The following is an 11,381-nucleotide window of genomic DNA, read 5'->3' on the forward strand; positions in this document are numbered from 1 at the left end:
TTCCACGTTACCGGCCTGCTCATGAGTGACGCATCTTATCGCGACGCGATCTTTTCCACACCCCTGGACCGGGTGGCGCGCTTCTCCTTCGACGAACGCGTCGTGGCCTGCTTCCCCGACATGATCCGCCGTTCGGTACCCGGCTACGGCCAGATACTGGGCATGCTGGGGCTGATCGCGGGGCGCCACCTGCGCCACGGCGCCCATGTCTACGACCTGGGCTGCTCGCTGGGTGCCGCCAGCCTGGCCCTGGCCGGCCAGTTGCCGGCGGACGCCTTTCGCCTCACCGCAGTGGACATCTCGCCGGCCATGGTCGCCCGCGCCCGTGAGACCCTCGCCGCCGAGTGCCCCGAACACGCCATCGAGGTCATCGAGGGGGACATTCGTACGCTCGACTACCGACAATCGGGCATGGCGATCCTCAACTTCACCCTGCAGTTCCTGCCGCCCGAGGATCGCGAGGCACTGCTGGCGCGCCTCTACACGGCGCTGGAGCCCGGCGGCGTGCTGGTGCTTTCGGAAAAGGTGGTCGATCCCGACGAACGCGACAACGCCTGGCGGGTGGAGCGCTACCACGACTTCAAGCGCGCCAACGGCTACAGCGAACTCGAGATCAGCCAGAAGCGCACGGCGCTGGAGAACGTGCTGGTGCCGGATACTCTGGAAGCCCACCATGCACGTCTGGCCCGGGCCGGCTTCTCACGCTCGCTGACCTGGTTCCAGTACCTCAACTTCGCCTCGCTGATTGCATTCAAGGAGGCCTGAGGTGGCGATTCCTCCCGAGCAGCGCCCGCTTTATAGCGCCTTTATCGATCAGGGCCTGGAAACCTGGCTCGCCAACCTGCCGGAACAGCTGGCCCGCGGCCTCGACCGCCAGCGCTACGGCGACTTGCCGGCCTGGGAGAAAGCGGTGGCCAAGCTACCCACGCTGCCCGAGGTGCGCGACGTCCAACTGGATAAAGATACGGTAGCGGTGGATTGCGCCCTCGACGACAGCCGGCGGCGCCAGTGCGAGAACCTGCTACGCAAGCTGATGCCGTGGCGCAAGGGTCCCTACCGGCTCGCCGGTATCCACATCGACACCGAATGGCGCTCCGACTGGAAATGGCAACGGGTCGCCCCGCACCTGGCCTCGCTGGTCGGTCGGCGGGTGCTCGACGTGGGCGGCGGCAGCGGCTACCACGCATGGCGCATGGCCGGCGCCGGGGCCGCCTTCGTGCTGGTGATCGACCCCTCGCCGCGCTTCTATTACCAGTTCCAGGCGCTGCGCCACTTCGTCGGCGACGCCGACGGCGGACGCACCCACTTCCTGCCGGTAGGCATCGAGGACATGCCCGAGCGGCTCGCCTTCTTCGACACGGTGTTCTCCATGGGCGTGCTGTATCACCGCCCTTCCCCGCTGGAGCACCTGCAGCAGTTGAAGGAGGCCCTGCGCCCCGGTGGCGAGCTGGTGCTGGAAACGCTGGTGGTGGAGGGCGACGAAACCACGGTGCTGCTGCCCGGCGAGCGCTACGCCGCCATGCCCAACGTCTACTTCCTGCCCTCTTCCGCGGCTCTGTGCCAGTGGCTCAAGCGCTGTGGCTTCACCAACGTGCGGGTGGTCGACGAGGCCGCTACCACGCTGGACGAGCAGCGCTCGACCGAGTGGATGACCTTCCAGTCGCTGGCCGACTTCCTCGACCCGACCGACCCGACGCGCACCCGCGAGGGCTACCCCGCGCCACGACGGGCGGTGGTGATGGCGTCGAGACCAAGGTAGCGAGCAGATGCCGCGTCAGGGAGTCTCGGCTTCCAGTTCGAGGCTTTCCGCCGCCAGGTCGCCGAGGATCGGACACTCCGGGCGCTCGTCGCCATGGCAGTGCTTCACCAGGTGCTCGAGGGTACGGCGCATGCCCTGCAGCTTCTTGATCTTGCCATCCAGCTCCTCGATGTGCGCCTGGGCGACGGCCTTGACGTCGGCACTGGCCCGATGGCGGTCCTGCCACAGGGCGAGCAGGTTACCCATCTGCTCCACCGAGAAGCCCAGGTCACGGGCCCGGGAGATGAAACGCAGCGCGTGAACCTCCTTCTCGCGGAAGACCCGGTATCCCGCCTCCGTGCGACTGACCGGGCCGATCAGGCCAATGCTCTCGTAGTAGCGGATCATCTTTTCCGAGATGCCGGATGCCTTCGCCGCTTGTCCGATATTCATCGGTCTCTCCCTCGATCTTGGGGAGGCCAGAGCTCCCCGGTAAAAAGTGCACTAGAGCATTTGACCTTACAACAATGGGAAGGTTTATGCTGCTTATCAGCAACCCCCTTGCTTCCACAGACAGGAGAAAAACTCATGCTGAAACTCAACGTTCCGGACATGACCTGCAACCATTGTGTCTCAGTGATCTCGGCCGCGGTCAAATCGGTCGACAGCACTGCACACCTGGAGTTCGATCTTGCCCAACGGCAAGTCAAGGTGGAAACCACGGCCACAGACGAGGCGATCCAGGCCGCCATTGAAGAGGCCGGCTACACCAGTGAGGCGGCACAGTCTTAGCGCCTTTCAAGAATCAAAAAGCTACATCTCCTTAGAAGCGGAGTCACACGTCATGGCGACCCATACGGCCCCACAGGCAATCGAAGAAAAGACCAGCTTTGGTGAAACACATTCCTTGGCCATCGAAGGCATGAGCTGTGCCTCCTGCGTCGGCCGGGTCGAGAAAGCGATCCGCGGCGTGCCAGGAGTCGTCGACGTTTCCGTCAACCTGGCCACCCAGCGCGCCCAGGTGGTGTTCGCTTCCGGCCAGGCGGATCTCGCCGGTGTCGTGGCGGCAGTGGAAAATGCTGGCTACCCCGCCGTCAGCGAGACCATCGAGCTATCGGTCGAGGGGATGAGCTGTGCCTCCTGCGTCGGCCGCGTGGAGCGCAAGCTCGCCGACGTGCCCGGAGTACTCGAGGCCAGCGTCAACCTGGCCACGGCGACGGCCACCGTGAAAGTGGTGACCGACGCCGTGACCGCGCCGCGCCTGATCGAAGCCGTGAAGGCGGCGGGCTACGACGCCGAGGCCACCAGCGACGCACCGGATCGCAGTGATCGCGAACGCGAGGCCCGTGAACGGGAGATCGCCGAGCTGAAGCGTGCGGTAACCATCGCCACGGTATTCACATTGCCACTCTTCGTGCTGGAGATGGGCTCGCATTTCATACCAGGGCTGCATCACTGGCTACAGATGAGCCTGGGCCAGCAGAACCTGTTCTATCTGTTCTTCGTGCTGGCTTCGATCGTGCAGTTCGGCCCTGGCCTGCGCTTCTACCAGAAGGGCTGGCCCGCCCTGATGCGCGGCGGCCCCGACATGAACTCGCTGGTAATGCTGGGCACCTCCGCCGCCTGGGGCTACTCGGTGGTGGCCACCTTCCTGCCCCAGGTGCTGCCGGCCGGCACGGTGAACGTCTACTTCGAGGCCTCGGCGGTGATCGTCACGCTGATTCTCGTCGGCCGCTACTTCGAGGCCATCGCCAAGGGCCGCACCAGCGAGGCGATCAAGGCGCTGATGAAGCTCCAGGCCAAGACCGCCCGCGTGGTGCGCGACGGTGAGGAAATGGAGATCGGCATCGACGCGGTGCGCCAGGGCGACATCGTGCTGGTGCGACCCGGCGAGAAGGTCCCGGTGGATGGCCAGGTCATCGACGGCAGCTCCTTCGTCGACGAGTCGATGATCACCGGCGAACCCGTGCCGGTGCGCAAGGAAGCCGGCGCGGACGTGGTCGGCGGTACCCTCAACAAGATGGGCAGCTTCAGCTTCCGCGCCACCAAGGTCGGCGCCGACACCCTGCTTGCCCAGATCGTGCGCATGGTCGAGCAGGCCCAGGGCTCGAAGCTGCCGATCCAGGCCATGGTGGATAAGGTCACTACCTACTTCGTCCCTGCCGTGCTCATGGCAGCCCTGATCACCATCGGCGTCTGGCTGGTCTTCGGCCCCGCCCCCGCGCTGACCTTCGCCCTGGTCAACGGCGTGGCGGTGCTGATCATCGCTTGCCCGTGTGCCATGGGCCTGGCCACCCCCACCTCGATCATGGTGGGGACCGGCAAGGCGGCGAGGATGGGCGTTCTGTTCCGCAAGGGCGAAGCCCTGCAGTCGCTGCGCGACGCCAAGGTGATCGCGCTGGACAAGACCGGCACCCTGACCAAGGGCCGGCCCGAGCTCACCGACCTGGTTGTGGCCAAGGATTTCGACGAAGCCGATACCCTGCGCCTGGTGGCCTCCGTCGAGCGTCAGTCGGAGCACCCCATCGCCGAGGCGATCGCCAGCGCGGCCAAGACCCGCGGGCTGGAGCCCGGTGCCATCCAGGGCTTCGAGGCCATTCCCGGTTTCGGCGTCACGGCCCGGGTCGATGAACACCGGGTGGACGTCGGTGCCGATCGCTACATGCGCCAGTTGGGCCTGGACGTGGAAACCTTCGCCGAGAGCGCGCACCGGCTTGCCGACGAGGGCAAGTCGCCGCTGTACGCCGCCATCGATGGCCGCCTGGCCGCCATCATCGCCGTCGCCGATCCGATCAAGGAGTCTACCCCGGCCGCCATCCGCGCGCTGCACGCCGAGGGTCTGCAGGTGGCGATGATCACCGGCGACAACAGGCGCACCGCCGAGGCAATCGCCCGCCGCCTCGGCATCGACAAGGTGGTGGCCGAGGTACTGCCCGACGGCAAGGTGGATGCGGTGAAGCAACTGCAGGCCGAAGGCGGCCTGGTGGCCTTCGTCGGCGACGGCATCAACGATGCCCCGGCACTGGCCCAGGCCGACGTGGGGATCGCCATCGGCACCGGCACCGACATCGCCATCGAATCCGCCGAGGTGGTACTGATGTCCGGCGACCTGCGCAACGTGCCCAATGCCATCGCGCTGTCCCGGGCCACCATCCGCAACATCAAGCAGAACCTGTTCTGGGCCTTCGCCTACAACACCGTGCTGATCCCGGTGGCCGCCGGCGCGCTGTTTCCCGCCTTCGGGATCCTGCTCTCGCCGATCTTCGCCGCCGTGGCAATGGCCGCCTCGAGCATCTGCGTGCTTACCAACGCGCTGCGCCTCAAGGGCTTCAAGCCGCCGCTCGCGATCGAGACGGATAATCATGTCGAGCCGAATCCGCACCGCTCTGCGCCGGCTTGACAAGAGGTTTGTCACTGAAGCCCACCGTTTCATCGACTCCCATGGGAAGCGCTTTCGTTAATAACGGCTCGCCTGGTCGCCCAGGCGAAGCCGAGCAGCCCCACGATCGGGCCGGGAACGAGCAGCCAGGCGGCGTGCAGCCCCACGCGTTCGAACAGCGTCGTCGTGGCGGCGATGGAGACCACGGTGATGGCGAAGCCGATGGAATTCTGAATCGCCAATGCGGCACCGACCAGCTCGCGCGGGCAGGCCTGAGCCGAGAGAGCGGAGAACTGCGGCGAGTCCGCGATGACGGTCGCTCCCCACACCAGCAGTAGCAGGCCCAACGCTATGGCCGGCAGCGCCTGCCAGAACAGCGCGAACACCAGGGCGCAGACACCCGAGGACGCCAGGGCGCCCAGCGCCACCCTGGCGCTGCCGATGCGTCGCGATAGCCATCCCCCGACGACACAGCCCAGCGCCCCGACGCCGATGATGGTAAACGCCATGCCGGAGACTCCCAGCGCGCCGTACCGACTGGCCAGCACCGTCTGCGACACCAGCAGCGGTACCACCGTCCAGAAGGCGTACAGCTCCCACATATGGCCGAAGTAACCCAGCGCGGCCGCGCGAAAGCGATGGATCCGGAACGCGTCCAGCACAATGGGCCGCCGCCCTGTCTCGGGGTCCAAGGATGTCTTGCGCTGGCGGGCATCCGGCAGGTGAGGTCCGTCGCCCAGCCAGCGGATCATCACCGCACCGAGCAGGGCGAGTCCGGACGAGGCAAGAATGATTGTCTGCCAGGGGAGTTCAGCCCCCACCTCCCGCAGCCCATGAGGCAGCGCCGTACCCAGCGTCAGCATGGCCACCAACTGAGCCAGCGCCTGACCGGTACGCTCCGGCGCCCAGCTGACGATCAGCTTCATGCCTACCGGATAGATGCCCGCCAGCGACAGCCCGACCAGGAAACGAAACGCCAGCGCGCTGGCCAGCCCCTCCGACAGCAGGGCAAAACCAGCGTTGAATAGGGCGCCAGCCAGCGCACAGCAGACGAAGATCCGGCTGGCGCGATAACGATCCGCCAGGCCGCCGAGGGCCATGGTCAGCGTACCGAGAATGAAGCCGACCTGCACCGCGCTGGTCAGCCAGCCGATATCGGCGGCGCTGACGTGCCAGGTGCGCATCAGGTCGTCCGCCGCGCTGTTGGCGCTGAACCACAGCGAGGTACCGAACAGCTGGGCTATGGCGATCGTTGCCACGGGCCACGTATCGCTTCGGGGGTTCCCCTCTACGTTGCCTGACGTCATTGTGGTTCTCCGGGTCGCTCGAGCCAGGCACTGACACGACCCGGCCATGATCGAGGCACGGCCAGCATGCTTCGCCAGGCACGAAGACAGGCTCCCGACAACCTCGGCATTAAAGCAAGCGCAGCGAATCGACCGTGCGCTACGGACTACACCACTGCGCCATGTTTCAATGCTGGCAGAATCCCGACCACCCGTACATCAGCAGAATTCGATGGTAACCGCCGCCAGGCCCTAGACCCCAAACGGATAGGTATCCGGCACCTCCTCCGGTCGCCACAGCTCACCCTTGTCGAACGGCTCCACGGCACGGGTCTCGTCGACATGAAAAACGGCATCGAACTGCTGCGCCACCGAGGCCTTGAAATAATGGCTGATGCGTTCCGATTCGGGCCGGTAGATCACGCCGATGGCGCGCTCCCATTGCGGCTCCTTCAAGGGGGCGGCTCGCTCGCCCAACGGCAGGTAGAAGTCGCCGGGGCCGCTATCGTGAAGCAGCCGCTCGACGCTGCCCTCCATGGAAGGGCGCACCTTGCGATGTTCCACCGGGCCATCCCAGTCGCGGGCCGCCGAGACGAAGCCGGTGTGAGTGGTGAACCCCACCAGCAGAGCCTGCTCGGCACCGAAGCGATGACGCACAAGCTGGCCAACGTTGTGCTGACCACGATGCCAGCCCATGTCGGTGAACTCGGCATCGCCCAGGTGCGAGTTGTGCGCCCATACCACCAGCTTGCCCTGCCCACCCTGACGACGCAGGTGCTCGCGCAGCTCGGCGATGGTATCGGTCATGTGCTCGTCGCGCAGGTTCCAGGTATCCACCCTCGAGCCGAACATGGCGCGGTAATAGTGCTCCGCATTGACCACTACGCGGGCATTCTGTTCGGCGAAGAACTGCTCGTCCCGCGAGCGCCAGCCATCCTCGCGCAGGTAGCCGGTCGATTTTTCCAGCAGGTCGGCAAGCAGGCGCACGGCGGCATATTCGCAGATGCGGCTGAGGCCGAAGGCAGCGTCGTGCCCATAGCGCACCGGGTCGCCGCCATGATCGAGGCAGCCGTAGCCCTCGCGGGCGATGCGCGCCTGCTCCGGGTCGATGCCTTCTAGATACTCGATCACCGCTTCCGCCGAGCGGTGCAGGCTGTAGATGTCGAGGCCGTGGAAACCGACCTGCTCATCGGCATGCTTGCCGGCGTTGTACTCCTTGAGCCAGCCGATGAAGTCGCGCACCTCGGTGTTGCGCCACATCCACAGCGGAAAGCGCTGGAAGTCGTCGAAGGCGCTCTTGAGCGTGTCGTCGTCTTCGCCGCGCGCGTAGCGGTTGAGCCGTAGCGCATCGGGCCAGTCGGCCTCGACGATCACTGCCTCGAAGCCCTTCTCGCGGATCAGGCGGCGGGTGATCTCGGCACGCATGCGATAGAACTCGGCGGTGCCGTGGGAGGCCTCCCCGAGCAGCACCAGTGAGCGCTCACCGACCTGCTCGATCAGGCGGTCGTAGTCGCTGCTACGGCCGTCGAGCGGTATGGCATTGTCGCGAACGTAGTCCTGGGGAGTGGTCATGAACGCACCTCCTCCGTGAGTTCGTTGACTTCACCCAGCACTTTAGGAACCGCTCCCGCTTACGCTCAAGCCAACTTCACCACATTAGGACAAATAGGCGAGCCTGATGAAGCGCAAGGCGCACGGAGCGCAGAACCGAGCGAAGCGACAAACAGCCGTAGGCTGGCCCCGAAGGGGAGAGAAGCCGAAGGCTTCGAATCAAGCGGAGCCTATGGGGTATAGGTGAGCATTACGAGCACCGCGCAACACAGCGATTCGCAGGCGCAGCCATTTGTTAGCGTCTGAGGATCACCAGCCAGCGCCCCAGGTTCAGTATGCTCGCCAGCGAGGCGGCCACGTAGGTAAAGGCGCAGGCGGTCAGCACGTGGCGGGCCCCGGGCATGTCGTAGGGTGGCACGTACTCGCGCAGCAGCGGCAGGGCGCGATTGAAACTGGCATCGAATTCCACCGGCAGGGTCACCAGGTGCACCAGTGCCGCCGTGCCGAAGCTGATCACCGCCGCTGCAATCACGATGGCGAGCCCTCCGGGCAGGCGGGTCAGGATGAACAGGAAGGGAGCGGCCATCATCAGCAGCGCACCGAGCTTCTCGGCCCGCTGCGCCACGCCCACCATGCGTGCTCGGGCGGTCAGCGGCGCATAGCCCTCATGATGCTGAATCGCGTGACCGACCTCGTGGGCGGCCACGGTCACCGCGGTGAGCGAGCGCCCCTCGTAGTGCTCACGGGAGAGCCGCACCCGGCGCGCCTCGGGGTCGTAGTGATCGCCCTGCTCGGTCAACTCCACCTTGACTCCCTCGATACCCAGGCGGCGCAGCAGGTGGTCGGCCAGCTCAGCGCCGCTGCCCGGGTAGTCGTCGCGCCCGCGTGAATGCCGCGCCAGCACCCACTTGGCCCAGGCATTGGGCAGCACGAAGATGGCCAGCAGCAAGGCAATCAGCAGCACGATCATGCGTTTCGGGTCTCGTTTCGGCGTCTTGATTTTGACCAAGCCTACCCGTTTCGCGTTCATGCGTCGCCCTAGGACTTCATGCCGGGGCTTGACGCCAGCCAAACCACAAACAATAATTATTCGCGTTTAATACCATAACCCATTCAGGCCAATCCCATGTGCGCAACCTCCCCCGACCCGACCATGGCCCGCGCGCAGGCCGCCAAGCCGCAGGAGCGCTCGGGAAAACCCGGCATCGTCGAGAGCAGCGCGCTGCTCGACGAGCAGGGTCAGCTGATCATCGAGCATCGCGGCAAGCGCTACCAGCTTCGTGAAACGCGCAACGGCAAACTGATACTGACCTCATAACCCCGACGACCGATCTCACAACTTCGACGAAAAGACCGCCAGCCAGGTAGCCCACGCCACCCAGCCAGCCGCTCATCGCCTGATACGACAAGGGAACTTCAGGAACATGAAGCGAGCAACGAGCTGCATCGGCGCTTTGGCGCTACTTCTGCTGTCACCGCTGGCCCTGGCCCAGGCATCGCCCGGCCAGCCCACTGCAGCGCCGCAACTGGCGCCGCTGGTGGTCACCGGTACGCGTACCCCCACCGACACCTTCTTCGCCCCGCTGATCATCGATGTGATCGCCCGCCACGATCCGACGCTCGCCACCGCGTCACGGGTCGAGGACATCCTTGCCGATCAGCCCGGCCTGCACGTCGCCGGCCAGGGTCGGCGCAACGGCCAGACCCTGAGCCTTCGCGGCTTCGACAAAAGCGGCGTGCTGGTACGTCTCGATGGAGTGCGCCAGGACATCAACACCGGCCACCTGGGCAACTTTTTCCTCGATCCATCGCTGTTGCGCGAGGTTCAGATCGCCCGCGGCGCCCTGTCAAGCCTCTACGGCAGCAATGCCATGGGCGGCGTGATCAGCTTCGAGACGGTAGACGCCAAAGACCTGCTGCGCCCGGGCGAGACGCGCGGAGCCCGGCTCTCGCTACGTGGTGCCACGGCCAACGACGAGCTCGGCGCCACCCTGTCGCTGTTTGCCAAACGCGACCTGGCTGACGGCAGCAGTCTCGATGGCCTGCTCGCCTTGGGTCGCAGTGAATCCGGCGACATCCGCCGCGCCGGCGGCCAGACCACGCCGGAGGACGCCAGCCTGAACAGCCTGCTGGCCAAGGGCGGCTGGCAGCTCAGCAACGATCACCGCCTGTTCACCAGTTGGCAGCACTATCGTGAAGACGCCACTCAGCCGGCCAATCCACAGAACCTGGTGATCGAAGACGGCGACCTGCGCGATCGCGACACCGCCAGCGACAACCTGCAACTGGGCCACCGCTGGACGCCGACGCCGGTCACCCAGCTCGAGACCCGCCTGACTCTGAGCCGCCAGGACATCGAAGAGACCGCGGCGGAGCGTACCCTGCAGCGCCTCGGCGTGCAGAGCGACGGCTACCATCGCCTGGAGCACGGCTGGCTGTCCCAGACCCTGGCCTTCGGCGTCGAAGCGAGCCACGCCACCCAGCGCCCGGGCGGCACGGCATCGGGCTTTCCCGATGCCGACATCGATAGCGCCGCGCTCTATCTCGACGACACCCTCACCGTCGGCCGCTATCTCGACCAGGGCGGTGCCGGCGAGTTCGACCTTGGCCTCGGCGTCCGCCACGACAACTATCGCGCCGAGGACAGCGAAGGCCGCGAGAGCGATCAGAGCCATCTGTCGCCGCGCCTGCGCCTGGCATGGCGGCCCACCGGCGACCTGATGCTCTACAGCGGTTACGCCGAGGCCTTCCGCGCCCCCACACTCTCCGAGCTCTACGCCGACGAGCGCCACTTCGGCGGCTTCTGCATGGGCCCCTTCGTCTGCGTGCCCGACAACTTCTGGGTGCCCAACCCCGACCTGCAGCCGGAAACCAGCAAAAGCTGGGAGAGCGGCCTGGCCTGGCGCTTCGGCGACTGGGGCCTGCGCGCCAGCTACTTCGACACCCGGGCCGAGGACTTCATCGACACCGAAGTCGATCTCTTCGCCGGCACCACGCGGGCGGTCAACGTTAGCCGTGCCCATCTGTGGGGCTTTGACGCCCGTCTCGACTGGTCGCCTGCCGCCGCGCCCGTCACAGCCTTCTTGGGCCTGGCCGAAGTCAGCGGACGCGACCGCGACAGTGGCGAACCGCTCGGCAGCCTGACACCGCTGGAGGCACTCACGGGGCTCGACTATCACCTCGCCGGTCCCGAGTTGACGCTGGGCTGGCGCGGCCGCTTCGCCCGCGCCTTCGACAAGCAGGGCGATGACGCCATCCTACCCGGCTATGGCCTGCACGACGTGCAGCTCGCCTGGCAGGTCACGCCAACCCTTTCTGCTTCACTCAAGCTGCGCAACGTCGCCGACAAGGAGTGGTATCGCCCCGACGGCAACCTCGGCGACGGGCGCAGCTTGCTCGCCAACGTCAGCCTGCAATGGTGACTAGG

10 protein-coding genes are annotated in these 11,381 nt (G+C 66.0%); 6 read left to right on the plus strand and 4 right to left on the minus strand.

The features are described 5' to 3' along the window. Window positions 1–21 precede the first annotated feature (21 nt). The gene (gene cmoA / locus HNO53_RS15385) at window positions 22–765 is read left to right on the plus strand and encodes a carboxy-S-adenosyl-L-methionine synthase CmoA (RefSeq protein ID WP_209473482.1); all 744 of its coding nucleotides are present in this window, start codon (window positions 22–24) and stop codon (window positions 763–765) included. 1 nt (window position 766) lies between these two features. After that, window positions 767–1,759, plus strand: a complete 993-nt coding sequence (gene cmoB, locus HNO53_RS15390; protein WP_209473483.1) for a tRNA 5-methoxyuridine(34)/uridine 5-oxyacetic acid(34) synthase CmoB — start codon at window positions 767–769, stop codon at window positions 1,757–1,759. Window positions 1,760–1,774: 15 nt separating this feature from the next. Here cmoB and cueR read toward each other — a convergent pair whose 3' ends face one another. Continuing rightward, window positions 1,775–2,191 (minus strand): Cu(I)-responsive transcriptional regulator, encoded by a 417-nt coding sequence (gene cueR / locus HNO53_RS15395; protein WP_209473484.1) that lies wholly within the window; start codon window positions 2,189–2,191, stop codon window positions 1,775–1,777. Window positions 2,192–2,326: 135 nt separating this feature from the next. Here cueR and HNO53_RS15400 point away from each other — a divergent pair, with 135 nt between their 5' ends. Together HNO53_RS15400 and HNO53_RS15405 are read left to right on the plus strand one after the other, a co-directional pair. Continuing rightward, window positions 2,327–2,530: a heavy-metal-associated domain-containing protein gene (locus tag HNO53_RS15400; RefSeq protein WP_209473485.1), complete on the plus strand. Its 204-nt coding sequence runs from the start codon at window positions 2,327–2,329 to the stop codon at window positions 2,528–2,530. A 52-nt stretch (window positions 2,531–2,582) separates the two neighbouring features. Further along, the gene (locus HNO53_RS15405; RefSeq protein ID WP_209473486.1) at window positions 2,583–5,138 is read left to right on the plus strand and encodes a heavy metal translocating P-type ATPase; all 2,556 of its coding nucleotides are present in this window, start codon (window positions 2,583–2,585) and stop codon (window positions 5,136–5,138) included. Between the two features lie 29 nt (window positions 5,139–5,167). On the opposite strand, the gene HNO53_RS15410 is transcribed toward HNO53_RS15405, so the two are convergent. The 3 genes from HNO53_RS15410 to HNO53_RS15420 form a co-directional block, all read right to left on the minus strand. After that, the gene (locus tag HNO53_RS15410) at window positions 5,168–6,376 is read right to left on the minus strand and encodes an MFS transporter (protein WP_242597440.1); all 1,209 of its coding nucleotides are present in this window, start codon (window positions 6,374–6,376) and stop codon (window positions 5,168–5,170) included. A gap of 279 nt (window positions 6,377–6,655) precedes the next feature. Then, window positions 6,656–7,975 (minus strand): erythromycin esterase family protein, encoded by a 1,320-nt coding sequence (locus HNO53_RS15415; protein WP_209473488.1) that lies wholly within the window; start codon window positions 7,973–7,975, stop codon window positions 6,656–6,658. Between the two features lie 274 nt (window positions 7,976–8,249). Beyond that, window positions 8,250–8,924: a zinc metallopeptidase gene (locus tag HNO53_RS15420; RefSeq protein ID WP_209473489.1), complete on the minus strand. Its 675-nt coding sequence runs from the start codon at window positions 8,922–8,924 to the stop codon at window positions 8,250–8,252. A 156-nt stretch (window positions 8,925–9,080) separates the two neighbouring features. On the opposite strand from HNO53_RS15420, the gene hemP reads away from it, so the two are divergent. Together hemP and HNO53_RS15430 are read left to right on the plus strand one after the other, a co-directional pair. Next, window positions 9,081–9,272, plus strand: a complete 192-nt coding sequence (gene hemP / locus HNO53_RS15425) for a hemin uptake protein HemP (protein ID WP_242597441.1) — start codon at window positions 9,081–9,083, stop codon at window positions 9,270–9,272. A 106-nt stretch (window positions 9,273–9,378) separates the two neighbouring features. Then, the gene (locus tag HNO53_RS15430; protein ID WP_209473490.1) at window positions 9,379–11,376 is read left to right on the plus strand and encodes a TonB-dependent receptor domain-containing protein; all 1,998 of its coding nucleotides are present in this window, start codon (window positions 9,379–9,381) and stop codon (window positions 11,374–11,376) included. The last annotated feature ends 5 nt before the right edge of the window (window positions 11,377–11,381 follow it).

The sequence above is a fragment of the Billgrantia antri genome (assembly GCF_017868935.1).
GTDB lineage: Bacteria > Pseudomonadota > Gammaproteobacteria > Pseudomonadales > Halomonadaceae > Halomonas > Halomonas antri.

Bases quoted from the DNA above. Each gene is read 5' to 3' on its own strand.
- HNO53_RS15420 (WP_209473489.1), bottom strand. From the start codon at position 8,924: ATGATCGTGCTGCTGATTGCCTTGCTGCTGGCCATCTTCGTGCTGCCC.
- hemP (WP_242597441.1), top strand. From the start codon at position 9,081: ATGTGCGCAACCTCCCCCGACCCGACCATGGCCCGCGCGCAGGCCGCC.
- HNO53_RS15405 (WP_209473486.1), top strand. From the start codon at position 2,583: ATGGCGACCCATACGGCCCCACAGGCAATCGAAGAAAAGACCAGCTTT.
- cueR (WP_209473484.1), bottom strand. From the start codon at position 2,191: ATGAATATCGGACAAGCGGCGAAGGCATCCGGCATCTCGGAAAAGATG.
- HNO53_RS15415 (WP_209473488.1), bottom strand. From the start codon at position 7,975: ATGACCACTCCCCAGGACTACGTTCGCGACAATGCCATACCGCTCGAC.
- cmoA (WP_209473482.1), top strand. From the start codon at position 22: ATGAGTGACGCATCTTATCGCGACGCGATCTTTTCCACACCCCTGGAC.
- HNO53_RS15400 (WP_209473485.1), top strand. From the start codon at position 2,327: ATGCTGAAACTCAACGTTCCGGACATGACCTGCAACCATTGTGTCTCA.
- HNO53_RS15430 (WP_209473490.1), top strand. From the start codon at position 9,379: ATGAAGCGAGCAACGAGCTGCATCGGCGCTTTGGCGCTACTTCTGCTG.